Annotated in this window: 23 protein-coding genes; 8 read left to right on the forward strand and 15 right to left on the reverse strand. The window is 61.7% G+C overall.

The genetic code is table 11. The features are described 5' to 3' along the window. The first annotated feature begins 363 nt into the window (after positions 1-363). Together AC3ZU9_RS26345 and AC3ZU9_RS26350 are read left to right on the forward strand one after the other, a co-directional pair. Positions 364-1278, forward strand: a complete 915-nt coding sequence (locus AC3ZU9_RS26345) for a GGDEF domain-containing protein (protein WP_012724843.1) — start codon at positions 364-366, stop codon at positions 1276-1278. A gap of 1 nt (position 1279) precedes the next feature. After that, entirely contained in the window at positions 1280-2317 is a 1038-nt protein-coding gene (locus tag AC3ZU9_RS26350) for an AraC family transcriptional regulator (protein ID WP_490091554.1), read from the forward strand. Here the strand turns inward: AC3ZU9_RS26350 and AC3ZU9_RS26355 are convergent. The 6 genes from AC3ZU9_RS26355 to AC3ZU9_RS26380 all read right to left on the reverse strand — a co-directional run bounded on the left by AC3ZU9_RS26355 (position 2304) and on the right by AC3ZU9_RS26380 (position 8634). Further along, positions 2304-3185: a LysR family transcriptional regulator gene (locus AC3ZU9_RS26355; protein ID WP_012724845.1), complete on the reverse strand. Its 882-nt coding sequence runs from the start codon at positions 3183-3185 to the stop codon at positions 2304-2306. The two genes, AC3ZU9_RS26350 and AC3ZU9_RS26355, sit on opposite strands and share 14 nt — an antisense overlap. A 181-nt stretch (positions 3186-3366) precedes the next feature. After that, positions 3367-3984, reverse strand: coding sequence for an isochorismate family cysteine hydrolase YcaC (ycaC, locus tag AC3ZU9_RS26360; protein WP_012724846.1), 618 nt, complete (start codon positions 3982-3984; stop codon positions 3367-3369). 28 nt (positions 3985-4012) lie between these two features. Next, complete coding sequence (locus tag AC3ZU9_RS26365) at positions 4013-5851, reverse strand: amidohydrolase (RefSeq protein ID WP_046036777.1); 1839 nt, start codon at positions 5849-5851, stop codon at positions 4013-4015. After that, complete coding sequence (locus AC3ZU9_RS26370) at positions 5848-6438, reverse strand: antibiotic biosynthesis monooxygenase (protein WP_046036776.1); 591 nt, start codon at positions 6436-6438, stop codon at positions 5848-5850. Before AC3ZU9_RS26370 ends, AC3ZU9_RS26365 begins: the two co-directional genes overlap by 4 nt. A gap of 168 nt (positions 6439-6606) precedes the next feature. Continuing rightward, positions 6607-7575 carry a hypothetical protein gene (locus AC3ZU9_RS26375; RefSeq protein WP_490091555.1) on the reverse strand — a complete coding sequence of 323 codons (969 nt, stop codon included), beginning with the start codon at positions 7573-7575 and terminating at the stop codon, positions 6607-6609. A gap of 150 nt (positions 7576-7725) precedes the next feature. After that, positions 7726-8634 (reverse strand): LysR family transcriptional regulator, encoded by a 909-nt coding sequence (locus AC3ZU9_RS26380; protein ID WP_046036775.1) that lies wholly within the window; start codon positions 8632-8634, stop codon positions 7726-7728. A 204-nt stretch (positions 8635-8838) separates the two neighbouring features. Between AC3ZU9_RS26380 and AC3ZU9_RS26385 the strand changes: the two genes are divergently transcribed. After that, on the forward strand, positions 8839-9237 hold the full coding sequence (locus tag AC3ZU9_RS26385) for a helix-turn-helix domain-containing protein (RefSeq protein WP_043205510.1): 399 nt from the start codon (positions 8839-8841) through the stop codon (positions 9235-9237). A 57-nt stretch (positions 9238-9294) separates the two neighbouring features. Further along, a complete protein-coding gene (locus AC3ZU9_RS26390) occupies positions 9295-12057 on the forward strand; it encodes an ATP-binding protein (RefSeq protein ID WP_490091556.1) in 2763 nt (920 codons plus the stop codon). Here AC3ZU9_RS26390 and AC3ZU9_RS26395 read toward each other — a convergent pair. Both AC3ZU9_RS26395 and AC3ZU9_RS26400 read right to left on the reverse strand, forming a co-directional pair. Next, entirely contained in the window at positions 12004-13527 is a 1524-nt protein-coding gene (locus AC3ZU9_RS26395; protein ID WP_102060822.1) for an ATP-binding protein, read from the reverse strand. The two genes, AC3ZU9_RS26390 and AC3ZU9_RS26395, sit on opposite strands and share 54 nt — an antisense overlap. A 95-nt stretch (positions 13528-13622) precedes the next feature. Then, on the reverse strand, positions 13623-14573 hold the full coding sequence (locus AC3ZU9_RS26400) for a GlxA family transcriptional regulator (RefSeq protein WP_043205512.1): 951 nt from the start codon (positions 14571-14573) through the stop codon (positions 13623-13625). A 180-nt stretch (positions 14574-14753) separates the two neighbouring features. Here AC3ZU9_RS26400 and AC3ZU9_RS26405 point away from each other — a divergent pair, with 180 nt between their 5' ends. Further along, positions 14754-15476 carry a pirin family protein gene (locus tag AC3ZU9_RS26405; RefSeq protein ID WP_122811113.1) on the forward strand — a complete coding sequence of 241 codons (723 nt, stop codon included), beginning with the start codon at positions 14754-14756 and terminating at the stop codon, positions 15474-15476. A gap of 145 nt (positions 15477-15621) precedes the next feature. Next, on the forward strand, positions 15622-16008 hold the full coding sequence (locus AC3ZU9_RS26410) for a hypothetical protein (protein ID WP_043205513.1): 387 nt from the start codon (positions 15622-15624) through the stop codon (positions 16006-16008). A gap of 170 nt (positions 16009-16178) precedes the next feature. On the opposite strand, the gene AC3ZU9_RS26415 is transcribed toward AC3ZU9_RS26410, so the two are convergent. Further along, positions 16179-17138, reverse strand: a complete 960-nt coding sequence (locus tag AC3ZU9_RS26415; protein WP_102060825.1) for a GlxA family transcriptional regulator — start codon at positions 17136-17138, stop codon at positions 16179-16181. A gap of 109 nt (positions 17139-17247) precedes the next feature. Here AC3ZU9_RS26415 and AC3ZU9_RS26420 point away from each other — a divergent pair, with 109 nt between their 5' ends. Continuing rightward, on the forward strand, positions 17248-17790 hold the full coding sequence (locus AC3ZU9_RS26420) for an acyl-CoA thioesterase (RefSeq protein WP_490091557.1): 543 nt from the start codon (positions 17248-17250) through the stop codon (positions 17788-17790). A 10-nt stretch (positions 17791-17800) separates the two neighbouring features. Here AC3ZU9_RS26420 and AC3ZU9_RS26425 read toward each other — a convergent pair whose 3' ends face one another. The 6 genes from AC3ZU9_RS26425 to AC3ZU9_RS26450 form a co-directional block, all read right to left on the reverse strand. Continuing rightward, a complete protein-coding gene (locus tag AC3ZU9_RS26425) occupies positions 17801-19153 on the reverse strand; it encodes a Fic family protein (RefSeq protein ID WP_490091558.1) in 1353 nt (450 codons plus the stop codon). A 73-nt stretch (positions 19154-19226) separates the two neighbouring features. Beyond that, positions 19227-20015, reverse strand: coding sequence for an ABC transporter ATP-binding protein (locus tag AC3ZU9_RS26430; protein WP_102060827.1), 789 nt, complete (start codon positions 20013-20015; stop codon positions 19227-19229). Continuing rightward, a complete protein-coding gene (locus AC3ZU9_RS26435) occupies positions 20009-20998 on the reverse strand; it encodes an ABC transporter permease (RefSeq protein WP_185753886.1) in 990 nt (329 codons plus the stop codon). Before AC3ZU9_RS26435 ends, AC3ZU9_RS26430 begins: the two co-directional genes overlap by 7 nt. Next, complete coding sequence (locus AC3ZU9_RS26440; RefSeq protein WP_046036768.1) at positions 20985-22043, reverse strand: ABC transporter substrate-binding protein; 1059 nt, start codon at positions 22041-22043, stop codon at positions 20985-20987. The genes AC3ZU9_RS26435 and AC3ZU9_RS26440 overlap by 14 nt, the downstream gene beginning before the upstream one ends. A gap of 216 nt (positions 22044-22259) precedes the next feature. Further along, a complete protein-coding gene (locus AC3ZU9_RS26445) occupies positions 22260-23585 on the reverse strand; it encodes an LLM class flavin-dependent oxidoreductase (protein ID WP_012724861.1) in 1326 nt (441 codons plus the stop codon). Next, entirely contained in the window at positions 23582-24520 is a 939-nt protein-coding gene (locus AC3ZU9_RS26450) for an aliphatic sulfonate ABC transporter substrate-binding protein (RefSeq protein WP_012724862.1), read from the reverse strand. The genes AC3ZU9_RS26445 and AC3ZU9_RS26450 overlap by 4 nt, the downstream gene beginning before the upstream one ends. A 245-nt stretch (positions 24521-24765) precedes the next feature. Between AC3ZU9_RS26450 and AC3ZU9_RS26455 the strand changes: the two genes are divergently transcribed. Continuing rightward, a complete protein-coding gene (locus AC3ZU9_RS26455) occupies positions 24766-25710 on the forward strand; it encodes an aliphatic sulfonate ABC transporter substrate-binding protein (RefSeq protein ID WP_043205515.1) in 945 nt (314 codons plus the stop codon). Positions 25711-26632 lie beyond the last annotated feature (922 nt).

The following is a 26632-nucleotide window of genomic DNA, read 5'->3' on the forward strand; positions in this document are numbered from 1 at the left end:
CCGTTGGCGCCAGGCAACGGGCCCGGCAACTGGGAGGGCACGCTAGGGGTGGGGGATGACGGTTCTGTGACAGCGATCGGCGCGGAGCCCCGTAAACCGAGGGTTTGAGCAGGATCTTAAGTTGGAATGAGCTGAAATGACCTGTGAAGATCTACTGTGGGAGGGGGCTTGCCCCCGATAGCAGTGGGTCAGCCCCCTGATTTTTCACTGACCCACCGCTATCAGGGGCAAGCCCCCTCCCACATTTTTTGCTTTTCATTGTTAGCGGCATGAGCTGATTCGACCCTCCCCCACCGTCATCCAACCGTCACATCCATCTGCTGTGCTGGCGCCCATCGCTCATTTTCCCGAGGACCCGCGGCCATGTTTTCCGTGCTCAAGCCCCACCGCTGGAAACTCTCCCTGTTGCTGATCGCCGCCAACCTCGGGCTGATCCTGCACCTGGCCTGCGGCGAGTTGAAAAGCGTCAGCGAATGGGTGTGGCTGGACATCTTCGGCGAAGGCGGATCCGCGCTGTTGGCGTTGGTCTGGCTGGGCCTGGTGCTGAAAAGCCGCCCGGCCGGGCGCGTCACCAATTACCTGGCGCTGGGCCTGTCATGCATCTTTTTTTCCTGGTGGATCGACAGCCTCGACGAGTTTATCCGCCTGCCCGACAGCATCACCTGGGACCACTGGCTGGAGTCCGGGCCGATGCCGGTGGGCATGATCCTGCTGACCATCGGCATCTACCACTGGCACCGCGAACAACTGGCAATCAGCGCACAGATGGAGAAGCGCGAGCGGCTGTTCCGTGAGCATCGGCTGTTCGACAAACTCACGCCCCTGGCCGGTGCCGACTACCTCAAGCGCCAGTTGGCCGACAGCCTGCAAGACAGCCACGACCAACAGCAACCGCTGTCACTGCTGGCGCTGGACCTGGACAACTTCGCCGCCATCAACCAGGCCTACGGGCATGCCGAGGGCGATGCCGTGTTGCAGGCCCTCAGCCATTTGTTGCTGCTCAACCTGCGCCGCCAGGACCTGCTGTGCCGCCTGGCCGGCGACCGCTTTGTGGTGCTGCTGCCCAACACCGGTGAGCGCCAGGCCAAGGAGCTCGCGCTGGAGTTGCAGCAAGCCGTGCGCGGCCTGGCCCACAAGACCCGGTTGCACGGTGAGCGCTTGCAACTGGCGGCGACCACCGCCGTGGTCATGGCCCTGGAGGAATCGCCCCCGGACTTGCTCAAGCGTCTGAACCTCGCGCTGGCGCGGGCCAAGCAACCGCTCGCGAAAAGCGCCTGAGATGGCGGTGAAAATCAACTGGTATGAAAGCGACAGCCGCTTCATCCCAGGACACTACCAACCCGCCACGCTGATCGACCTGGCGTTGTCCCGCGACATCGACAGTCATCGCCTGCTGCGGGGTACCGGGCTGTTTCACGAGGATATCCTGGCGGGCAACGCGCGGTTGAGCCCCCAGCAGTTTCTCGCCTTGATCGGTAACAGCCGCAAGTTACTCGACGCCGACGACAGCAGCTTCCTGTTTGGGCAGCGGCTATTGCCGGGCTATTACGGCGCCGCCAGCCATGCCCTCGGCCATGCGCAAAACCTGCACCAGGCCTTGGACATATTGATCCAGCAACAGGTGCTGCTCAGCCCCTTGGTCACCCTGCAACTGGAGCTGGATGAACACCACGCCTACCTGTACTGGCTGGACAGTTGCGGCGCCGGGGAGCACTGGCGCTTTTTGCTGGAAGCCAGCATGACGTCGGTGGTCGCCATGAGCCAATGGCTCAGCGGTGAGCGGCTGCCGTGGGTGAGCAGTTTGAGCCATGCCGAGCCGCGTTACGTCGAGCAGTACTGGGTAAACCTCGGGGAAGACACACGCTTCGAGCGGCCGCTGGACATGCTGAGCCTCCCGCGCGAATACCTCACCCGCGCCTGGCCGGGTGCCTCGGCCACCGCGGGCCAGGTGGCGCGCCAGCAAGCCCGCGAGCAGATCGAACAGTTGGGCTTCGCCGGCAGTTTTCTCGACTGCCTCTACGCCTATTTACACGAGCAGGTGCGCCAACCGCCGAGCCTGGAACAGGCCGCGCACGCCTTCGCCATGAGCCCGGCCACCCTCAAGCGCAAGCTGCACAAGCACGACACCGGTTTTCAGCAGCAGGTGGACCGTGTGCGCAAGCAGGTGGCGTTGCACCTGTATCAGGTCAAGGGCTACAGCAATGACGAAGTGGCGGCGTACCTGAACTTCAACGATGCGGCCAACTTTCGCCGCGCGTTCAAGCGCTGGACCGGCAGCACGCCCAACCTGATCCGCCAGCTGTTCAGCAGCCGCTAGCCAGGCGTTCGCGCAGGAACTCCACCAGCGCTTGCACCGGCCGCGAGCTTTGCCGGTGTTGCGGGTACACCGCCGACAGGGTCAGCGCCTCGGGGGCGAACTCGTCCAGGACCGTCACCAGGCGGCCGTCCTTCACCGCTTCGCCGACGATAAAGGTCGGCAGGTAGGTCACGCCCAAGCCCGCAATGGCGGTGTCGCGCAGCAGATCGCCGTTGTTTACACGCATGCGCCCGCTCACATTCAACGCCTGCACCTTGCCCTTGAAACGCCATTGCACCTGGCGGCCATGGCCGTAGGGCAGGCAATCGTGTTCGGCAAGGTCATCCGGCTTTTGCGGTGTACCGCGCAGGGCCAGGTAGTCAGGGCTCGCGCAGTACACCCGTGGGATGCTGGCGATACGGCGGGCAATCAAGGTGGAATCTTCCAGGGTGCCGATGCGCAGCACCAGGTCGTAACCTTCGCCGATCAGGTCCACCGGACGGTCGCTCAAATCGACCTCCACCGACACCTGGGGATGGCGCTGCAAGAACAGCGGCAACAGGCAGCCCAGGTGAGCCATGGCAAACGACAACGGCGCGCTGAGACGGATGGTGCCGCGCGGCTCGCTGTTCTGGCCGGCGATGCCCTGCTCCACTTGCTCGACTTCACTGAGCAGGCGCAAGGCGGATTCGTAGTAACTCTGGCCGAGTGGCGTGACATCCAAACGGCGCGTGGAACGGTTGAGCAGGCGTACGCCCAGGCGGTCTTCGAGTTGGATCAGACGGCGGCTGACGAATTGCTTGGACAGGCCCAGCTGTTCGGCGGCGGCGGTGAAGCTGCCGGACTCCATGACCTGGCAGAACAGGCGCATGTCTTCAAAGGGATTCATTGTCGCTTCTCGGTGGACATTTTCGGTTTTTATAACGGGTTTGTCGCCGCACCACAAATCGAAATGTGGGAGGGGGCTTGCCCCCGATAGCGGTGGGTCAGTCAAAGAAATTTAGACTGAAGCACCGTCATCGGGAGCAAGCCCCCTCCCACAAGGGATTACCGACAGACTTGAGAGCAGGTTATTTGGCAGTAAACGCCGAGTAGCTGTTCATCAGGTTGCGGTAGTTGGGAATGCGCGGCGACAACAGGTTGGCCAGGCCTTCCATGTCGTTGCGCCAGTCCACTTGCAGCTCGCAGGCTACGGCGAACCAGTTCACCAGTTGCGCACCGGCAGCGGTCATGCGTGCCCAGGCAGCCTGTTGCACGGTTTCATTGAAGGTGCCCGACGCGTCGGTGACCACGAATACCTCAAAGCCTTCGTCGAGGGCGCACAGGGTCGGGAACGCAACGCACACATCCGTCACCACACCGGCAATGATGATTTGCTTGCGGCCGGTCGCCTTGACCGCCTTGACGAAGTCTTCGTTGTCCCAGGCGTTGATCTGGCCAGGGCGGGCGATGTACGGCGCGTCCGGGAACAGGGCCTTGAGCTCGGGAACCAGTGGGCCGTTAGGACCGCCTTCAAAACTGGTGGTCAGGATGGTCGGCAGGTTGAAGAACTTGGCCACGTCGGCCAGGGCCAGCACGTTGTTCTTGAACTCGTTCGGGGAGAAGTCCTGTACCAGGGAGATCAGGCCAGTCTGGTGATCGACTAACAGTACGACAGCGTCATCTTTGTTCAAACGTTTGTAAGCCATGGGAATATCTCCTAACGGGTTTGGGAAATCAGAACGCAAAACACGAGCAGCCGAACGCACCCCAGAATCCCTGGAAGTCGCTGACCGGCACGCTGGAAAGGCGCGCTTTTTCGTGGCTGTGGGCGTGCACGCCGCACGGGCCGCTGCACTGGTGAACCTGTGCCTGCAAGGGCGAAGTCGGGCGCCAATGACCCGGCACCTTGACCACCGGCGACCAGTCCGGCAGCACCGGCACACGCGGCGGTGCAAAGTCTTCGAAGTCGCCGGCGCCGTAGACCACCTTGCCGCCGACCACGGTGAGTACCGACTCAATCCACTTGATGGCTTCTTCGTCGACGCTGAAGAAGTCCGCCGACAGGGCCGCCACGTCCGCCAACTGGCCGACCTTGATCTGGCCCTTCTTGCCCTGCTCGGACGAGAACCAGGCGCTGCCATGGGTGAACAATTCCAGCGCGGTGAGGCGCGGCAGGCCTTCGGCGTGCAGTTCCAGGCCGCCGACGGTGCGGCCGCTGACCATCCAGTACAACGAGGTCCAGGGGTTGTAGCTCGACACCCGCGTGGCGTCGGTGCCCGCCCCTACCGGCACGCCTTCGGCAAGCATGCGCTTGATCGGCGGCGTGGCTTCGGCCGCCTTGGCGCCGTAACGCTCGACGAAGTATTCGCCCTGGAACGCCATGCGGTCCTGGATCGCAATACCGCCGCCAAGGGCGCGTACACGCTCGATGTTTTTCGGGGTGATGGTCTCGGCGTGGTCGAAGAACCACGGCAAGCCGTTGAACGGGATGTCACGGTTGACCTTCTCGAACACGTCGAGCATGCGCGAGATGGACTCGTCATAGGTGGCGTGCAAGCGGAACGGCCAACGCTGCTCCACCAGATGGCGCACCACCGGCTCCAGTTCCTGTTCCATAGTCAGCGGCAGGTCCGGGCGTGGCTCAAGGAAGTCTTCGAAGTCGGCCGCCGAGAACACCAGCATCTCGCCGGCGCCGTTGTGGCGCAGGTAGTCATCGCCCTGGTGCAGGGTGACGCTGCCGGTCCAGTGCTTGAAGTCGCTGAGTTCTTCCTTGGGCTTCTGGGTGAACAGGTTGTAGGCGATGCGTACCGTCAGTTGCTCGTCCTTGGCCAGTTGCTCGATCACCGCGTAGTCATCGGGGTAGTTCTGGAAACCACCGCCGGCATCGATGGCGCTGGTGAGCCCCAGGCGATTGAGTTCACGCATGAACTGGCGGGTCGAGTTGACCTGGTATTCCAGCGGCAGTTTCGGGCCCTTGGCCAGGGTCGAATACAGGATCATCGCGTTCGGCCGTGCCACCAGCATGCCGGTGGGGTTGCCGTTGCTGTCCCGCACGATCTCGCCGCCCGGCGGGTTCGGTGTGTCCTTGGTGTAGCCGGCCACGCGCAGGGCGGCACGGTTGAGCAAGGCGCGGTCGTACAGGTGCAGCACGAATACGGGAGTGTCAGGCGCCGCCTGGTTCAACTCTTCCAGGGTCGGCATGCGCTTTTCGGCAAACTGGAATTCGTTCCAGCCACCCACCACGCGCACCCATTGCGGGGTGGGCGTACGGTCGGCCTGGTCCTTGAGCATGCGCAGGGCATCGGCCAGGGACGGCACGCCTTCCCAGCGCAGTTCGAGGTTGTAGTTCAAGCCGCCACGGATGAGGTGCAGGTGCGAGTCATTGAGGCCGGGAATGACGGTGCGGCCCTTGAGGTCGATGACCTGGGTGCCACTGCCGCGCAGGGCCATGGCCTCACCGTCGGTGCCCACGGCGACAAAGCGCCCCTGGCTGATGGCGACGGCGGTTGCGCGCGGGTTTTCACGGTCCACGGTGTGGAACTGGCCATTGAACAGAATCAGATCGGCGTTCATAGGGTTTCCTTTACAGAGGCTTCAAGCCAGGGAGCGAACAGACGGGTGGCCGCCGGCATCAGCAGGTAGACCACCAATACAACGATCGTCACGGTGACCAGGAAGGTGGCGACCACGTAGTTGGAGAGGAACGGGTGCAGGCGCAGAACCGGGCCCCACACGATGGGTACCAGCAGGGTCAGCGGCAGGATCACGCACAGGGTGACCACTGCTTGCTTCCAGCGGGGAGGTTTGGCGGCGCTGTCGGCCAGCGGCGCGAACCAGAATTCATTGACCGAACCGATTTCGGTTTTGTCGCCATCGGCCAGCAAGGGGGAGGCTTCGTCGATCAGCGATTTGCGCTCGGGGGAATCAAGCCAGGTTTCCAGGTCATCAGTGGAGCGGTAACGCAACACACAGGTGAACAGCGCCAGCTTGCCCTGCTTGCCGCGCACTACGTCGACACCCAGGTGGCCGGGGCGCGCGCCGGCGATCCGCACGATGCGACGCAGCCAGGCTTCGTAGTCGGTTTCGCGGCCTTGTTTGATCAGGTGCTTGACGACCAAGGTGACGACTTCGTCGGGGCTGGTTTTGGGTGTTGGGTCCATGGCTGTGTATTCCCACCTGCAGAGTTGAGCGATGGAGGGAGTGTGGTTGGGATTGGGGGCGGGGAATTGGATGTATGTGCTGTTTGACGTGGCGGCTCGCGGGCCAATCGATTCGACAAGGCAAAAAAAACCGGAAAGCCGCAGGGGCCTTCCGGTTTTTGTTACGTGTCAGGCCTTAGCGCCGTAACCCGCGCCCTGAAACGTAAAATAGACTTCCTGACCTTTACCCGCCACTTTGGTAAATTCCTGATCACCGATCATCGCGTTTTTGTACCGACCATAGAACCCGTCACTCCTGACTTCACCCGCCTTGACCGTGCCGTCAGCCTCCGTCGTGAAGGGTGCGAAAAAACTGCCGCGCGTCGGTGCGATCTGGGAGCTTCGGCTGATATCGGCACCGTAGTGCTCGACAAACCCTGTGTTACTGGCCGCCAACACAAACTTCTGGTCGACATCAAGGTCTTCGACATGCTGCTTTACCCCAGGGTGAGCAGGGTCCGTGACATCCTGAATATAGCCCTTCAGCCTCTGGGGGTTGTCAGGGTCTCGGGTCACCGTCAGGTTATATTTATGACCAAACTCAAAATCGACCAGTGTGCTATTGCTGCCTCCTTCCCCCCCATCCGCCTCGGCACGGCCTTTGGGCGCACTGAAGTGCGAACCAAAGCCGGAAAACATCACCAGCGCCTTGCCATCCTGCCGTGGCTGAATCCCGATATAGCCGCCATCAAGAGATTTACCTTGCTCATTGCTTACGTCGAACAGCATCGCGTAATAAATCCCAGGGTCCTGGGCCGTCTTTCGTTGGAGCCCCTCGTCAATGATCATTGGAAACGTAATATTGTTCAGCCCGGAGCCGGCGACAGGAATTGAGTAACTCACAGCAAACAGCCCGTTGGGTGAGGTGGCCTCTTTCTTAATCTCAAGTTTCGGATCGTCGACCCTGTCTAACCTTGAGGCCTCAACCGTCCTCGACGATAAACCCGGCGTGGCTGCCACCTCTCTTCTTGAGCGCGTGACGGGTGTATCCGACGCGATCACAGGGCCGTTCGGTTGTTCCACCGGCGGCGGCACGGGCACATTAGGAGAAGGCTCAGCCACTGTTTGTGGGATAAATTGCGGTCTTTGAATATGCATATCAGCGACAAGCCTCCTCTGGAAAAGTTAACCCATGCTAGAAGGCCCTCACCCAAGCAGGCTGCCGGAAACAACGCTCGGAGGGACAAGACTTTGCTTAACGTCGATGCCGATCAGATTCAAATTATTGCGGCTGCCTGCCAACCACACCTAAAGCGCCCTCGACATATGCTCCGCAATCCGCCCCCGTAGCCAACGCTCCGCCGGATCATTGTCATGCACCCCGCTCCACACCATCGACAACTCCGCGGCATCAATGGCAAAGGGTGGGTCCTCCGCGCGTATCGCAGTGCCCTCGGTCAACGCACAGGCCGCATAATCCGGCACCGTCGCAATAATCTGCGTACCCGCGAGCAACGCCCGCAGCCCGCTGAACTGCGGCACCGCCAACACCACTCGCCGTGCCCGGCCGATACGCGCCAGGTCCAGGTCAATGTTGCCGCTCAAGTCCCCGGAAAACGACACCATCGCATGGGGCCGCTCGCAGTAGTCGTCCAGGGTCAGCGGCTCAACACCGTCATCCCCACGCAGTACCTTGCAAGGGATATCCCGCAGTTTCTTGCGCTTGGCATTCGCCGGCAATTCGGTGGTGTAGCTCACGCCCACCGTGATCTCGCCACTGGCCAATAACGACGACATCAACAGGTAATTGGCGCGGCGCACCACCACGACGATGCCTGGGGCTTCTTCGCGCAGTTGGCTGAGCAACGGCGGGAACAGGCCGAACTCGGCGTCGTCGGACAGGCCAATGCGGAACACTGCGCAGCTGGTAGACGGGTCGAAATCCTTGGCGCGGCTGACAGCACCCGAAATGATGTCCATGGCCGGCTGCAACTCCTTGAGTATCGCCACGGCACGCGGCGTGGGCTCCATGCCCCGCCCGTTGCGCAGCAGCAATGGGTCGTCGAACAAATCGCGCAAGCGCCCCAGCGCCGCGCTCACCGCCGGTTGGCCCATAAAGAGTTTTTCGGCGACCCGGGTCAGGTTCTTTTCGAACATCAGCGCTTCGAAAATCACCAGCAGGTTCATGTCGACGCGGCGCAGGTCGTTGCGGTTCATGGTGGTATCCAAACGGTTGGCAAGCGCACAGAGAAGCACGCGGAGCGCTAGCGCGATTGCACGTCTGTGCTGTCTTTTCCGCGTACGTACCTGGCGAAATTAACAACGATTAACTCGTCAGCCAGGCGGTCCGGCAACAAGATTAGCGGCGTCTACACTGCACCCATTCACCGGGAACGCTCCCATCGACTGCGGATTTTCGTCATGGCCCGACTTGAGCAGCATGCTCCTCGCTTATCCGCTACCGGCGGCCTATGCCCCCGGCGCGAGCGTATCGCCAAGCAATTGATCCTCGCCAACCTCGGCGAAAGCCTGGCCATTGCCGACCTGGCCCAGGCCTGTGCGCTGTCGCGCAGCCATTTTTCCCGCGCGTTCAAGTGCACCACCGGGCTGTCGCCGCAGGAGTGGATTCGCGAGCAGCGCATCCAACGGGCCAAGGAACTGATCACCGGTTCGCGCCTGAGCCTGACGCAAATCAGCCTGGAATGCGGGTTTTGCGACCAGGCGCATTTCTGCCATATGTTCACCCGCAGCGAAGGGGTCAACCCGATGACCTGGCGAAATCACCAATTGCGTCACAAGCCTCAAGTGATTGCAGCCTAGTGGTCCGCACGTACCTGGAATATGCTGGCCGCTTCCCCCTCCACGAACAGGGTCCCCATGAGTGACCTCAGCGACCAGGCCGTGCATTTCGGCCCCTACCGCATCCACCCGCGCCAACGCCTGGTGCTGGAGGCGGGTCGTCCGTTGCGGCTGGGGCGGCGTGCGGTGGATATCCTGATGATCCTGCTGGAGCAGGCCGGCAATGTGGTGAGCAAGCAAGAGTTGATCGCCCGTGTCTGGCCCAAAAGCGTGGTGGAAGATGGCAACCTGCGAGTGCACATGGCAGCCTTGCGCAAGGCCTTGGGCGATGGCCAGGCCGGGCAGCGCTATATCGTCACCGTGGCCCAGCGTGGCTACAGTTTTGTTGCGCCACTGAGCATCGAGCCGATGACGCTACCCACCGAGGGCGCCCCCCAACGCCCGTGCCACAACCTGCCGTTGCGCCGCACCCGCATGATCGGCCGCCAGGCCCTGATCGACAGCCTGGTGCAGAACCTGCCCGCGCAACGCTTTATCACCCTGACAGGCGCCGGCGGCATCGGCAAGACCACCGTCGCCCTGCGCGTGGCGGAATTGCTGATCGGGCATTACCGCGACGGTATACGCCTGCTGGACCTGGCGCCGCTCAGCGCGGCGTCGATGATCCTGCCCAATCTCGCCGCCCTGCTCGACCTCACCCACGCAGAACAAGAGCCGCTGGTCACGTTTGCGCGCAGCCTGCAGGAGCGCCAGTTGCTGCTGGTGATCGACAACTGCGAGCACCTGCTGGACGACATCGCCCTGATCAGCGAAACCCTGCTGCGCCACGCGCCCCGCTTGCACATCCTGGCCACCAGCCGCGAGGCCTTGCGCGCCGAGGGCGAGTACGTGCAGCGCCTGGAACCGCTGGCCTGCCCTCCGGCCACCGGCAACCGCGCCCAGGCGCTGGGCTACCCGGCCCTGCAACTGTTGATCGAGCGGGCCATGTCCCATCAGGACAGCTTTGAATTAAGTGAAGCCGAACTGCCACTGGCGATTGATATCTGCCAACGCCTGGACGGCATCCCCCTGGCCATCGAGTTGGTCGCGGCGCAGATCGAACGCTTTGGCCTGCCCGGACTGCTGGTTCAGATGGAGGACAATTTCCGCTTGCTCACCCGTGGCAGGCGCAACGCGCTGCCCCGCCATCAAACCCTGCGCGCCACGCTGGACTGGAGCTTTGAGCTGCTGACGGCCTGCGAGCAGATCTGCCTGCGCCGGCTGGCGGTGTTCCGGGGCGGGTTCAGCCTGGCCAGCGCGGCGGCGGTGATCGCCGGGGAAGAGGTCGCACCCGCCGAGGTGCTGGGTTCAATCACCCAGTTGGTCGCCAAGTCCTTGCTCAATGTGGAGGTCGGTGATGACGAGATGGTCTATCGCCTGCTGGATATCACGCGCACCTACGCCCTGGAAAAACTCAGCGTCGCCGATGAGCTCGATGCCACCCGCGGGCGCCATGCCGAGCGCTGCCTGGCGCTGATGGAGCAAGCGCGCGAGGACTGGCAATTGATCGCCACCCAACCCTGGATCGACCGCTATGCGCCGCTGCGTGAAGACATCCGCTCGGCCCTCGACTGGGGGCTCGCGCAAGGGGGCGAACACTTGCTGGCAATCCGCTTGACGGTCAGCGCCATGCCACTGTGGCAAGAGTTGTCGTTACTCAGGGAGCACCGTTTGTATGTGGACCAGGCGTTGGCGCTGATGAGCCGGGCCGCCTCGCCCTGCCCGCGCTTGACGATGCAACTGCAATTGGCGCTGGGCAGCCTGTCCTATCACGCCATGGGCGGTGCCCCGCAGACCATCGCCGCGTTTGTCAGCGCCCGCCGCCTGGCCGAGGAGCGCCAGGACGTCGCGGGTCAATTGCGCGCGGTCTCCGGGCATATGGCGGTGAACCTGTGTGCAGGCCTGTATCGCCAGGCACTGGCGCAGAGCGAGCAGTTCGATCGCCTCGACCCGCGCACCGACCCGCAACTGGACGTCAGTGCCCAGCGCCTGCGCGTACTGGCGCAGCACTACAACGGCAATCAGGCGCTCGCCCGGCACAATGCTGAGCAAGTGATCCAACGCATGGCGCACAGCGGCCACCTCAATCGGTTCGCCCACGGCATTGGCGTGCAATACGACCAGAGCGTGGCCTCACTGACGGTGTTGGCGCGGATCCTGTGGCTGCAGGGTTTTCCCGAGCAAGCCTGGCGTACCGCCAGCCAGGCGTTGGCGTTAGCGCTGCAGATCAATCACGGCACCTCCGTCTGCTACACCCTGGCCCTGGCAGGCGTGGTCATCGCCCGTTACAACGGTGACGAGCACGCCGCCCAGAGCCTGCAAGCGTTGTTGCTGGAACACGCGCACAAGCACTCGGTGCAGTTGTTTCAGACCTGGGCGGGGCACTATGCCGGCATCCTGGGGCACCAGGATCTGCAAGGCTTGGGGCTGATCGAGGACATCCTGATCACGCTGGGTGCACACGCCGTGGATGACTCAGGGTTTGAACGCGCACGCACGGGCGGCGCGGGCTGGTGCGCAGCGGAAATCCTGCGGGTACGCGCCGCAAGCATCGCGGATCCCCGTGCGAGCGAAACGCTGCTGGTCGACGCCCTCGGGCTGGCGCACCAGCAAGGCGCACTGGCCTGGGAGCTACGTTGCGCGACGTCGTTGGCGCAGCTGTGGCAGACCCAAGGTCGCCTGCAGGCTGCACGCGACGTGCTGGGTTCGGTCCATGCGCGCTTTACCGAAGGCTTTGCCACCCCGGACCTAGTCCGCGTACGCCGCCTGCTCGACGAGTTGCAAGACAAACGGCCGGCCTGAGAACGGCCCCAAATAATGCCCATCGCCCTGCTGCAACCGTGCCACCTGCACCGGGTCACGCAGGTGGGCCAGCGCATAGCTGCGCACGCAGTTGAGCAGGCGATAACGCGAATGGCCCGGGCCGGGTTCAAGGGTCAGCAATGAGGTGTCCACCAGACGCCCCAGCAGGTAGGACAGGTCGGCATGTTCCAGCTCCGAGCCAGCGACCAGCTCGCTCAGGGTGGGTAAGGTCACCGCCATCTTGAACAACCCCAATTGCAAGAACAGCCAGCGCTCCGGCAGGCTCAGCCGCTGGTAGGTCCAGTCCAGGGCTGCGATCAGCGATTGGTGGCGCTCCACCGCCGTGCGACGGCCTCGGGTCAGCACCTGCAAACCCTTGCACAATTGCTGCTGCAAGCCACGCACGCCCAGGGCATCCACTTGGGCCGCAGCCAGCTCCAGTGCGAGAGGGAGACCATCGAGGCGTCGGCAGATATCGCGCAGCGGCGCCAGGTCCTGGAGCCGCAACACAAACCCCTGTTGCCCGGCGCTTGCCCGCGCCACGAACAGTTGTACGGCCGGGTAGGCCATGGCGTGTTCGACACTGCCCAGCGCCGACGGTACAGGCACCGCCAACCGGGGCACGCGTTGCACCCATTCGCCCGGGACATGCAAGGCTTCACGACTGCTGAGCAGCACGCTGACTTGGGGGGCTGTTTCACGTAGCACGCGCACCAGGTGCCGGCAGGCGCCAAGCAGCAAGTCGGCACCATCCAGCACCAGCAATAGCTGACGGGAGGCTAATTGACGGCACAGCTGTGTGGCGTTGGCGCTGGGTTCAAGGTGCAGCGCCGTGGCCAGGTGGCGCAGCATGGTCATCGGCGCCTCCACCGTGGCCAGGTCAACCCACCACACGCCGTCCCGGTAACGCGGCAATACCCGTTCGGCCAACGCCAGGGCCAGGGTACTCTTGCCGACACCGGCGCACCCGGTCAGGGTCATCAGGCAGTGCCCGGACAGGCGTCGCGCCAGCACGCCCAACAACGCCTCACAGCCGATCACCGCACTGAGGCGTGCCGCCAGGTTGTGTCGAGGTGTCATGGCGGGCATGGCCCCCTGCACCTTGGCGGCGAAGCAATAGCCACGCAGGGGATCGTTGAGGATATAGCGTTGGCCATCGAGGGCGCGGCGCAGTGCCGCAATGTGCACACGCAGGTTGTTTTCTTCCACCACGCTGTCCGGCCACACCCGCTCGATCAAGGTGGACTTGCTGACGTACTGCCCGGGCGTTTCCAACAGCACCGCGAGGATATCCAGCGCACGCCCACCCAGAGGCACCGGCAAGCCTATCTTGCTGACCAACCGCTGTTGCCGGTGAAAGGCATAGATGCCGAAGCGCACCGTGCCATCAACGTCAATCGCCTGAGGGTTGTTCATGTCTGTCATCGCGCTGAAACACCCGGCCTTGGGCGCCTGCGCATCCTTTTCCATGGGCTTGACGCTATCTTGCCAGCTACCCATGACAGGACAATGCTGGCACGGGGAGCGATACGGACAATCGAGTGCGCCAGACGGACATTCTGTCGTTAACTGAACTGTTGTCGGTACTGGGTCGGGTTGAGACCGAGTTTTTCACTGAACAGAAAGCGCATATGCCGCACGCTGCCGAAGCCTGCATGGAAGGCCACGGTCTTGAGCGGCAGGTCGGTGGACTCCAGCAACTGCCGGGCACGGTCGATGCGCGCGCCTTGCAGGAAGGCCATCGGCGTCATCTGCACCTCCCTGGCAAACAACCGCGCAAAGTGGCGAGCGCTCATGCCGGCCAGCTCAGCCATGGATTCGATGGTGAACGGCTGGTCCAGGTGCGCCAGCACGTGGTTCTGCACGCGGGTGATCGCGGTTTCCTGGGGTGCTACGGCAGCCGTCATCGGGCTGAACTGCGCCTGGCCGCCCTGGCGCTTCATCACCACCAGCAGCACCTTGGCCACTTCCACCGCGACTTGCTTGCCGTGGTCCTGGGCAACGATCGATAACGCCAGGTCGATCCCGGCCGTCACCCCGCCCGAGGTGATCAGCCGCCCGTCCTGCAGGTAAATGCGATCGGTCTCGACGATCGCCTTGGGGAAGGCCTTGATCAGCCGCTCGGTGTAGTGCCAGTGGGTGGTCACACGGTGATTGTCCAGCAGGCCGGCATGCCCGAGCACAAAGGCACCGGTGCAGATCGAACCAAAGCGTGTGGCGCGAGGTGCAGCCTCTTTGAGCCACGGCAACAACGCGGGGTGGCATTCGTTGTAGGCGCCGGGGCCACCGGGAACGAGTAACAGGTCGTAGGCGTCGTGCGCCTGGTCCAGCAACAGGTCGGCCTGCACCACGACGCCATTGGAGGCACGCAAGGGGCCAGGTTCGGTGCCGAGGGTGAGGATCTGGTAATGCGCCGCCGCCGGCAGGTAGCGGTTGGCAATCGAAAACACTTCCAGCGGCCCGGCCATGTCGAGCAGGAGGAAGTCCGGAAACAGCGCCATGGCCACGGTTTTCATAAACACAAAGATCCATCGAGAAAGAATGCGGCGGGCATTATGACACGTTCGAAACTGTCAACTCAGATGAGACAGTTATTCAGTTTTTATCTTCTTAATGAATTCTGCAGTAACCATTAATCTTCTTCTCAACGCAGGAGCCCTGCATCTCGCAGCGCGCTCCCACTTGAGGACAAGACCATGCTGACTCTTCGCAAAGCTTCCGAACGCGGCGCCGCCAATCACGGTTGGTTGAAGTCGTTCCACACCTTCTCGTTCGCCAACTACTGGAACCCGAATGAACAGGGTTTTTCCGACCTGCTGGTGATCAACGATGACCGCGTCGCCGCCGGTAAAGGCTTCGGCCAGCACCCGCACCGCGACATGGAAATTTTCTCCTATGTGCTTGAAGGCGCGCTGGAACACAAGGACACCCTCGGCACCGGTTCGGTGATCCGCCCTGGCGATGTGCAACTGATGAGCGCCGGCAGCGGCGTGGCCCACAGCGAGTTCAACCACAGCCAGAGCCGTGGCGTGCACTTCCTGCAAATCTGGATCGTGCCGGCCGTGGCTGGCGCCGAACCGCGCTATCAGCAGGAGCACTTCAGCGAGGCGCAGAAACGTGGACGCTTGCAGTTGATCATCTCGCCGGACGGCAACGACGGTTCCCTCAGCGTGCGCCAGGACGCACGGGTATATGCCGGGCTGTTCAACGGTGACGAAACCGCCACCCTCGACCTGCCGCCGGATCGCCATGTGTACATCCATGTGGCCCAGGGCAGCGTTGAAGTCAACGGCCAGCGCTTGCAGGAAGGCGATGGCGCCCGAGTGCGGGATGAGCGGCAGATCCGCCTGAGCCACGGCGAGGACGCCGAAGTGCTGGTGTTCGACCTGCGCCCGCAGGAACTGCCGCAGATGCCATGACTGGCGCTGCGATGGCCCCGTGTACCGGGCCATCGCTGGCATCGATAGTCACCATCAGCGCAATGAAGTTCTCTAAAAAAATGCAACGCGTAACATCAAACCCATACCAGCAACATCCAAACTAAAACACTCGGAGCACACTCTCATGAAACGCCAAATCTTGCTTAGCCTCGCTTTCTCGGTACTCGCTGCAAACGCATTTGCTCACCCTGTTGTCGCTGAAGGCGGTGCGGATCGCCTGATCGACAGTCGTGTTGCAGAGGGTGGCGCCGACCGCCTGCAAGGCAACCGCGTAGCCGAAGGGGGTTCTGACCGCCTGCTGGAACGTCGTGTCGCTGAAGGCGGTGCTGATCGTCTGCAGGAACGTGGTCTGGCTGAAGGCGGTGCTGATCGTCTGCAGGAACGTGGTCTGGCTGAAGGCGGTGCTGATCGTCTGCAGGAACGTGGCCTGGCTGAAGGCGGTGCTGATCGCCTGCAGGAACGTGGCCTGGCTGAAGGCGGTGCTGATCGCCTGCAGGGCAACAACGCATAATCCCGCGCTGTTTGCGGGAACCCCAAACCGGCCTGATCAGCCGGTTTTTTTTCGTCTGTTGTTTCTCCCCACAGCGCCGCCCTGTCGATCGGTTGCCGCGTTTCGATACGCTGTGGTGAGGGCGTTTTTGGTCGCGTGTATCGAGGGCGATGCGCAGCTGCGTTGTTGAATCAAACCGGATGGGCGAGGAATTTCTTGCGATACGCCGCCGGCAACAGGCCCACCCGCTGCTGGAACAGGCGCCGGAAAGAGTTGCTGTCTTCGTAGCCCACCGCGTAGGTGATACTTTCCAGCGTCATGCGGGTCGACTCAAGCATCTGCTTGGCCCGTTCCAGGCGCAGGGTTTGCAGGTAGGCAATCGGCGTATAGCCGGTGGCCTCCTTGAAGCGCCGCTTGAAGTTGCGCACGCCAAAACCGAAGCGCTGGGCGACCGCGTCGATGACCAGCGGCTCGGCGAAGTGCTGCTCCAGCCAGTGCTGTACCCGCAGGATCTCGCCGTCGCCATGGCTTTTGGGCAGCGACCACATGGCGTACACCGACTGTTCGCTGCGCACAGTATCGATCAACAGGTATTTGCCACAGGTGTGGGCCAGCTCCGGCGAGCCGAAACGCCGAATCAGGTGCAGCATCAAGTCCATCGCCGCACTGGCGCCACCACAGGTAATCACGCGGTTTTCTTCACACAGAAGCTGCGCGTCATCCAGGCTCACGTCCGCGTAGCGACGCCGAAACAGCTCGGCGAACGCCCAGTGGGTGGTGGCGCGCAGGCCTTGCAGCACACCGGTTTCGGCCAGTAAGAACGTCGCGGTACACATCGAAGCCAACACCGCGCCGCGCGCATGCTGCTCGCGCAACCAGGGGCCATAGGCGGGGAAGCTCGGCAGGGCTTCTTTCAAGGTGAACAGAAAACCTGGGATCAGCACTAGGTCGGTCTGCGTGATCTGCGTCACCGCGCAGTCCACCTGCAAGCGCTGGCCGCCCCAAGCCTCCACGGCCTGGCCGTCCAGGGAGGCGACCACGACTTCAAAAGGTGGGCTGTCGGCAAACAGGTTGGCGGCACTGAGCATCTCCACCGCCAGGGTGGCACTGGCGGCGGAACAACGTTCAGCCAGGAGCAAGGTGATGTGCATAAAAGAAACCCGGATTGCGCTTTTCGCATGTAATAAGTCATTTGCGCACCTACCTTAGCCGATTCCGCGCCCTTACAGTGCAGCCATTAATCAACTGCCTGGCGTGTTTATGAATCTCTGGTTTCGCTTGCTCTTCATGCTGTCCCGGCGCCCCTGGCGCAAACCGGCCCATGGCCTGGCCACCACCGTGGTGCGCATGCGCGTCTGGCCGCTGGACCTGGATCTCAACCGGCACGTCACCAATGGCCGCTACTTTTCCCTGGCGGATGTTGCACGCATGGATTTCGTGTTGCGCACCGGCGCGTTTCGCGTGGCGTTGCGCAACAAGGCGCTGCCGATCGTGGGCGATACCTGGGGCAAGTTCCGCCGCGAGTTGAAGCTGTTCGAAGTGTTCGAGGTGCACACCCGCATGCTCGGCTGGGACCATAAGTGGAGCCTGATGGAACACCGCTTTGTCAGCAACGGCCGCGTGGTCGGCGTGGTGGTCATGCGCGGGCTGTTCCGTGCGGCCAAAGGCACCCTGCCCCCGAGTGATTTTGTGCGCGAGCTGGGTTTGGATGAGACGTCGCCGCCAATGCCGCAATGGCTCAGCGACTGGGCGCACAGCTGTGATCAGATGAGTGTGCAGTTGCGGGGGGAGGAGCAGGCGTGAGGCCGGGCGGTTAACGAGCGCCGGCCAATTTTTTCAAGTTGGCTTCGGCGTCCTCCCTGGCAAGGTACAAGAACCCTTTACCCTCTTGAACCTTAAATAAGACCTTCATATCAACCAGCTTCTCGAGATCCTTACGTGCGGTATTTTCTGTCACGTCATAATCATGCGTCAGCTCTTTTGGAGTAAAGATCCGCCCTGGATTACTTAGAACCTTTTTCAAAAAGTGCCCCTGCCGATAATTCAACCTACCCTTTATATTTAAATTATCCAACCACCCCATCAACTCAACAGCCTCCTCCCTCTTACATTCAAAATAATCCATAAATTCATTGATGGCACGTTCAATTATTTTCAATTGATAAACCACGAAATAAGTCAAATCAAAAGAATCCGTCTCCGTATAGACGTATGAACGTCCATATTTTACAGGCGCTTCCTTTAACAACGTACTTATAGAAATATACTCAAAAGGCCAATATCCGCTTTTAAGCATAAACCAATAAAACAAGCAGCGCGCTGTACGTCCATTACCGTCTCGAAAAGGATGCTCATAACCGATCATAAAGTGCAATATGATGGCTTTGACCACTGGGTGAATAAAGGCTCGCCCATCAAGCCCGTCATGCCTATCGTTGGCAAATAGACACAAAGCATTTAGCCTAGCAGGCAGCAGGGTGGCCTTGGGCGGCTGGTGAATCACCTCATCCCCGGCCCCACCTACAAAAATATCATCAGTATCTCTGATATATCCCGGTTGAACATCCTCTTCATTTACGCCAGTAGTCGCAATGCTATGAAACTCACAAATAAGTTCGACAGAGAGATTCTCATCCTTATTATATTTTGCACTCTTCATCAGATGATAATTATTGAGAATCATTCGTTCATCGTCATTCTGAGGAGCACGCTCCTTGGCCAGCATATCTTTTGCAACTTTACGCGTCGTAGCGGCCCCTTCCAACTGCGCACTGGAAATTGCCTCTTCCATCATCAACGAATCAACTAGATATCGATTATCATCACGGTGCTTAGTAGATGATGCCGCCTCACCCCCTAGTCTAGACGCCACCAATTCAATCCCATGAATAACCGCACTACAATAATCGGTCATGCACAACAAAAATGGATTACCACACTCGCTTCGAAGTTCAAGAGTCTTACTTCCATAGGACCGGGACATTTTAGTGGCCGCCCAAGCAGCCTCTTTATTGACTCCAGGCGCCGGATGCCTTCTGAATTCGTCCCAATGCAGGTATCTACCCTTTTCATCAACCGCTTTATAGGTTTTTGCAAGCTCAAAAATCTCTAAACCATGTAGTTTTAGCAACACGCCAAAATCTTTGGGCTTTTGGATCTTAGCCATCGCTGAAACTCAATTTCTGAAAATTGAGTTGATCGTTGCGCGCTCGCTTCAGCGTGTCAAGGCTTATACCCTTTCACCAGCTCTCCCCCAGCCCCAGCAGGCCCAGTATCTGCCGTCGCAGGTCAACCAGATAAGGATCATCCCGGTGCCGTGGGTAAGGCCGGTCAATCGTCAATTGCGCCTGGATCTTGGCCGGACGGTCGCTGAACACGATCACGCGATTGGCCAGCAGCAACGCTTCTTCCACATCGTGGGTGACCAGCAGGGCCGTATAGCCCTGGCGTTGCCACAGGTCGATCAGTTCCTTTTGCATGGCGATGCGGGTCAGGGAGTCGAGCTTGCCCAGGGGCTCATCGAGGATCAGCAGGCGCGGTTGGTTCACCAGCGCACGCGCCAGCGCCACCCGTTGCGCCATGCCGCCGGACAACTGCCGCGGGTACGCACGGGCGAACTGACTGAGGCCGACTTTTTCCAGGGCCTCGTCGACCTTGGCCGAATGGGTCTTGAGCAGGCCTTGGGCTTCCAGGCCGATGGCGACGTTGTCCCACACGCGGCGCCACGGGTACAGGGTCGGGTCCTGGAACACCACCACGCGGCTCGGGTCCGGGCCGGTGATGGCTTCACCGTCGCCCAGCAACCGGCCGGAGTCCGCCGGTTCCAGGCCGGCCACCAGGCGCAGCAAGGTGGACTTGCCGCAGCCCGAAGGCCCGAGCAGTGCCACGAACTCGCCCGGCGCAACGTCCAGGGACACCCGCTCCAACACCGGCAGGTGCTGGCCATCCAGGGCGAAGCCATGGCTGAGGTTGTCTATGCGCAGCGCCAAGCCTTCCGATGCCAATACCGCGTGTGCCAGGGCTACCATTTCATTGATCCTTTCTGCCAGGCCAGCAACCGGTCACGCACCAGGAACAACCCGGTGATCAACCCCGAACAGGCGAGTGCCATGATCAGTAATGCGGCATACATGTTTGCGTAGGCGGCCCACCCTTGGGCCCATTGCAGGTACCAGCCGATGCCGGACTTAACCCCCATCATTTCTGCCACCACCAAGGTCGAAAACGACGCGCCCAGTCCCATGAACAGGCCGACAAAGACGTGGGGCAACGCGGCGGGAATCGCCACCTTGAAAATCAGGAAACCTTGCTTGGCGCCCAGGGTGCGCGCCACGTCGTAATAGGCTTTGTCCACGCTCGCCACGCCGGACCACGTGAGCACCGTGACCGGAAACCAGGTGGCCAGGGCGATCAGAAACACGCTGGCACTCCAACTGCTCGGAAACAGGAAAAAACACAGTGGCAACAGCGCCGTCGACGGCACCGGGCCGAGGATGCGCAGCACCGGGTGCAGCCAATAGCCGATGCGCGTGGACCAACCGATGGCCACGCCAGCGATAAACCCGGTGATCGCACCGAGGGCCACGCCCGAGCCCAGCAACAACGCCGAATGCAACAGGCTGTCGGCCAGCCGGGCGTAATCTTCGATGTACACCGCCAGCAAGGCCTGGGGCGGCGCGAAAAACGGCACCGGCAACAGCGCCAGCTTGGCGGTGAGCAATTCCCAGAGGCCCAGCAGCACCGGCAAGGCAATCAGCCAGGGACCGGCATTGCGCAGGCGCAGGCCCAGTCTGGAGACCCTGCGCCCCAGCAGGCTAAGCACGAGGAACAGCACCGCGACACCCACGCACAGATTGGCCAGGCCTTGGGTCATCGGCCAGTGGCGTGTCGCGTTGGGCCAGTAGCTGATCAACAGCGCGACGGCCAACCAGGCCGTCACCACGGCGGCGCCCTGCCACGCGACCTTCAAGGCCAGCGGTGGGTTGAGGGTGGTTGCGTCAGCTGAAGACATCGGCGGTGATCTCCTTGGCAAACGCCAGCGGGTCGGTGCTCTTGCTGATCACTTCGACGGTTTTCAGGTCGGTCACGTAGGTAAGGATCTCCTGGGTCAACGCCGCGCCCACCGCGTGATGCCCGTGGGTATGGTCGTGAAGGATCGCCTGCACTTCCTCCACCGACGTGTTCAGCGCATGGGCCTGGAAGCCCTTGGCAACCTCCTCCGGGTGCTGCACAGAATAGTCGTGGGCCTCCAGAATCGCCTGGGTCAGCGCCGCGACCACGCGCTTCTCTTCACGCACCAGTTTGCCGGTGACACCGACCACACAGCAGCTGAGGTTGGCGTATTCCTCCACCAGGTTGGTGGACAACTCACGCGCCACACCGGACTTGATCAGGCGGTACATGAACGGGTCGCTGCCGCTCACCGCCTGCACTTCGCCGCGCTCCAGCGCAGTGCCGAGCAAGTCGGCGGGATACAGGCGCCACTCGACATCGCGCACCGGGTCCACACCGTGTTTTTTCAGCAGGATCGAGAAGAAATTGCGGTCCGGGCTGGCCATGTCGGTCACGCCGATGGCCTTGCCCTTGAGGTCTTCCAGCGTGGTCACACCGCCCTTCGCGGCACTGAGCAAGCGCAGGCATCCGCCGTGAGTGCCGGCGGTGAGCTTCACATCAAAGCCCTGTTCCAGGGCCTTGAGCCAACGCAGCGCCATGCCCACGCCCGCATCGGCCTTGCCGGTGGCGATGGCCTCGAGCAACACCTCGGTAGAGTTGCCGAAATTGACCAACTCCACGTCCAGGTTGTGCTTGGTGAAGAAGCCCTGGCCATGGGCGATGACCACCGGGGCCAGGCACACGGCGTTGAGGTTGACCGCCAGTTTCAACTTGCGCGGGGCGTCGAGGCGGATGAACTCACCGGTGCCGGTGGGCTCTTGTGACGTGTTGTGGCCGGCGTGTTCATCGGCGGCGAACCCCAGGCGTGGCAGCGACAGGCTGGCCAGGGTGATGCCGGCCAGGCCCAATAAACGGCGACGGGTTAAATGATCGAAATCAGCCATGCGAAATATCCCTTTTATCAACTCAGTAATGAAGCCCGCAGACCGTTCTTTGTAGTGAGCGGGCTTGCTGTGGTGAGCGGGCTTGCCCCGCGCTGGGCTGCGAAGCGGCCCTAAAACCAAACACCACGTGTTACCTGAAAGAACGCGGCGATCTTAGTGGGGCCTCTTCGCAGCCCAGCGCGGGGCAAGCCCGCTCACTACAGGATGAATAACCGCTCAACCCTGCAGCTCGGCCAGGCCCAGGTGCTCGCGCAGCGTCGACCCTGCATACGCGGTGCGAAACAAGCCCTTGCGCTGCAAATGCGGAATCACGCTCTCGACAAACTCGGTGAACGACCCCGGCAGGTACCCCGGAGAGATTACAAACCCGTCGCAACCGCCCTGCTCAAACAGCTCGGCCAACTGATCGGCAATCTGCGCCCCGGTACCCACCAATTGCGGCACGCGCACGCTGCTGGCGAAGATGCGCCCCAGCTGTTCCAGAGTGGTTTGCGGGCCTTGCATCAAGAGCTTTTCCGCGGCGGCCGGAGGGATCAGCGGCGACTGGGCAATCTCGGCCAGCGTCGCCGACAGCGGGAATGGCGACAGGTCCACATTCAGCTGCGAAGCCAGTGTCACCAGCCCCAACTCCGGCCGGGCCAACGCGTTGTGCTGATCGCGCTTGGCGCGGGCCTCGGCTTCGCTGCCGCCAATGAACGGCATCACCGCCGTCAGCACTTTGCAGCTGTCGGCGTCACGGCCTTGCTGCACCACTTGGGCGCGCACGTCATCACGGAACGCACGCATCGCCGCCAAATGCGGATGGATGGTGAAGATCGCCTCGGCCCAACGCGCGCCGAAGCGCCGCCCACGGCCTGACGAACCGGCCTGGATCAGCACCGGTCGGCCCTGGGGCGTGCGCGGAATATTCAGCGGGCCTTCAACCTTGAACCATTCGCCCTGGTGCTGCACCGAACGGATCAACTCCGGGTCCGCCAGCACACCGCTTTCGCGATCCAGCTTCAGCGCGTCCTTGCCCCAGCTGTTCCACAGTTTCAGCGCGACTTCGACAAACTCATCGGCACGGTCGTAGCGCAGGTCGTGCTCCAGGTGCTTGTCCTTGCCGAACAGGCGCCCTTCGCTGTCGTTCATCGAAGTGACGATATTCCACGCCGCGCGGCCCTTGGACAGGTGGTCCAGGGTGGCGAATTCACGGGCGATGTGCGCCGGTTCGTAATAAGTGGTGGACCGCGTCGCGCCCAAGCCCAGCTTGCTGGTTTTGCCGACCAGGTAAGAGAGGATCGGCAACGGGTCCAGGCGCGTGGCGTCCTGGGCGCCGTAGCGCAAGGCGAACGCGCGGGAGCCGCCCATTTGATCGCCCACCGCGAGGCGGTCGGCGAAGAACAGGAAGTCGAATAGCCCTTCCTCCACCACCTTGGCCACTCGTGCGTAGTACTCGGGGTCGAGGTAATTGCCGACGGTTTCCGGGTGGCGCCACACCGCATGGCTGTGCACCACCGGCCCACTCAACAGGAACGCGGATAAATGGATTTGGCGGCTCATGGCTTGGGTGTCCACACGCTGATGGCGCTGACCTTCAACGGCTTGGGAATCAGCTTGGCGGTGTAGTAGGTGTCGGCGATGCGCTGCTGCTCGGCGAGGTTTTCCACCTTGACCGGAATGATGTCGTAGCTGCGTCGGCTATTGGCGCGCTCCACGGTGGCCGGGGCGATATTGCCCCACAGCGGGCCGAGGATGTCGGCGGCTTCCTTGGGGTGGGCCTTCACCCATTGGCCGGTCTCGCGCAGGGTGTCGAAGGTCACCTGCAACACGTCCGGGTGGGCCTTGGCGAACTTAGTCGTGGCCAGGTAGAAACGGTTGTAGTCGGCCAGGCCGTCCTTGCCGTCGGCGATCACACGCACGTGGTGATCCAGTTGCTGGGAGGCGAGGAACGGGTCCCAGATCACCCAGGCGTCGACACTGCCATTGGCGAAGGCCGCGCCACCGTCCGGTGCTTCCAGATAGCGTGGGGTGATATCGGCCAGGGTCAGCCCGGCCTTTTTCAAGGCGGAAATCAGCAGGAAGTTACTGCCCGAGCCCTTGGACACCGCGACGGTCTTGCCCTTGAGGTCGGCGATGCTGTGGATCGGCGACTGGTCCTGAACGATGATCGCCTGGGCGCCCGGCGATGAGTTTTCCTGGGCGTAATAAGTCAGCGGTGCATCGGCGGCCTGGGTGAACAGCGCGAAGGCGTCGGCCACATCGGCGTGCAGGTCGACGCTGCCGGCGTTCAACGAGCTGAGCAGGCCGGTGCTGAATTCATGCCAGTTGACGGTGAATCCCAAGGGCTTGAGGCGCTGCTCCAACTGGCCGTTCTGCTTGAGCAAAATCCACAAGGTGGACGAGCGTTGGTAACTGATGTCCAGGGTTTGCTCGGCATGGGCCACCGCAGCGGCGAACAGCAAACTGGCGGCGACGATTAGTTTCTTGAACGTCATGAAAGGCCTTGGCGTGGGTGAGAAGAAGACAGCTGCATATGCCAAAAAACCGCGCAGGGCCTGGCAGTAAAGTTAATTCGATTATATTAATGACGAGAAATTATGAAAGAACCCTATAATTCTATCGTTATGCCCAATTCGTCAGAACGCGGAAAAAGCGCCCTAAGCTAAGATCCAAAGAGTATTTAACGAATGGTTTTTAGAACTTTAAGCTCAAGGCTATTTTGTTAGAGATCGAGCTCATCATGTCCCTACGTCGCCCCCTCGCCGCCGTCCTCGGGTTGCTGGCCTTTACCGTCGCAGTCAGTGCGCAGGCCCAGGAAACCGTGCGCATTGGTTACCAGAAATCCTCGACCCTGATCACCCTGCTCAAAACCCAGGGCACCCTGGAAAAAGCCCTCAAGGCCGACAACATCGACGTGAGCTGGCACGAGTTCCCCAGCGGCCTGCCGCTGCTGGAAGCGTTGAACGTGGGCAACGTCGACATCAGCGCCGACGTGGCCGACACCGTGCCGATCTTCGCCCAGGCGGCCCAGGCCAAGCTCACCTACTTCGCCCAGGAAGCACCCTCGCCTTCCGCCCAGGCCATCGTGGTGCGCAAGGACTCACCGATCCAGCAACTGGCGGACCTCAAGGGCAAAAAGATCGCAGTGACCAAGGCGGCCGGCACGCACTACCTGCTGATCGCCGCGCTGGCCAAGGCGGGGCTGGCCTTTTCGGATATCGAGCCGGCCTACCTGTCACCCGCCGACGGTCGCGCAGCGTTCGAGAACAACAAGGTCGACGCCTGGGTCACCTGGGAGCCCTTCCTCACCAGCGTGCAACGTCAACTGCCGACACGCACCCTGGCGGACGGCACGGGGCTGGCCAGCTACAAGCGTTATTACCTGACCGGCACGCCGTACGCCAAGGCGCATCCAGACGTGTTGAACGTGGTGTATGCACAGCTGGAAAAGGCCGGCCAATGGGTGAAAACCCACCCGCAAGACGCGGCCAACGTGCTTGGCCCGCTGTGGGGCAACCTGGATGTGGCCACGGTTGAAGCAGCCAATGCGCACCGCAGTTATCAGGTGCAACCGGTGACGATCGATCAGTTGGGCGAGCAGCAGAAAATCGCCGATGCATTCTTCAAGGCAGGGCTGTTGCCCAAGGCCGTGGACGCCAAGGATGTACAAACCTGGAAGCCTTGAGGCCGTAACCGGTAACCACGATGCGAAGCGAGCAGCTCTTGATCTTGATCCGGCTTTTGATCTCAGGCGCCCCGTCAAACACGCTGGCCGGAATTCGACAGGGATTTGGGGGGTAAACCGGCAGGGATGCCGGTTTAGCCGCCCCGCGCCATGGATGGCGCGTGGCGGCGGCCCCCCAAATACCTGTCGGATTACGGGCACACCGAGCGTGAGCGAGGTGCCGAGTGTTGGGGCAAGAGCGTTTTGCTTACTTTTGCGCTCTTCAAAAGTGAGCCGCCGTAAGGGCGGAACCCATAGCGGCCGTTACCTAAATAACGGATATGTACCCGGTCTGATCCAACATCCTGGTCGTCTGCCAGCCCGCCAGCGGGAGCAAGCTCCCTCGCCACAGGTCCAGCGCCACACCCAGAATTTTGTAGATACCGATGCCCCGATGGCGCTGAATCAGTCACCTGATGAATCGACTGGCACACCGCTATCGGGGGCAAGCCCCCTCCCACATTTGGATCGCGGTCTAACCGTTAGATGGCGGTGGGCTGTCAGGCAGCCAGCGGGAGCAAGCTCCCTCGCCACAGGTCCTGCGCCATAGCCAGAATTGTGTAGATGCCCAAGCCCCGATGGCGCTGAATCAGTCACCTGATGAATCGACTGACACACCGCTATCGGGGGCAAGCCCCCTCCCACATTTGCATCGCGGTCTAACCGTTAGATGGCGCTCGGCTGTCGGGCAGCCAGCGGGAGCAAGCTCCCTCGCCACAGGTCCAGCGCCATAGCCAGATTGGTGTAGATACCGAGGCCCCGATGGCGCTGAATCAGTCACCTGATGAATCGACTGGAACACCGCTATCGGGGTGTAGAACCGTAGACATCGTTTACATCTGAAACCGGGGACATCGTTTACACATTTGAGGCTTGGACGCGG

Source organism: Pseudomonas sp. A39 (genome assembly GCF_058145955.1).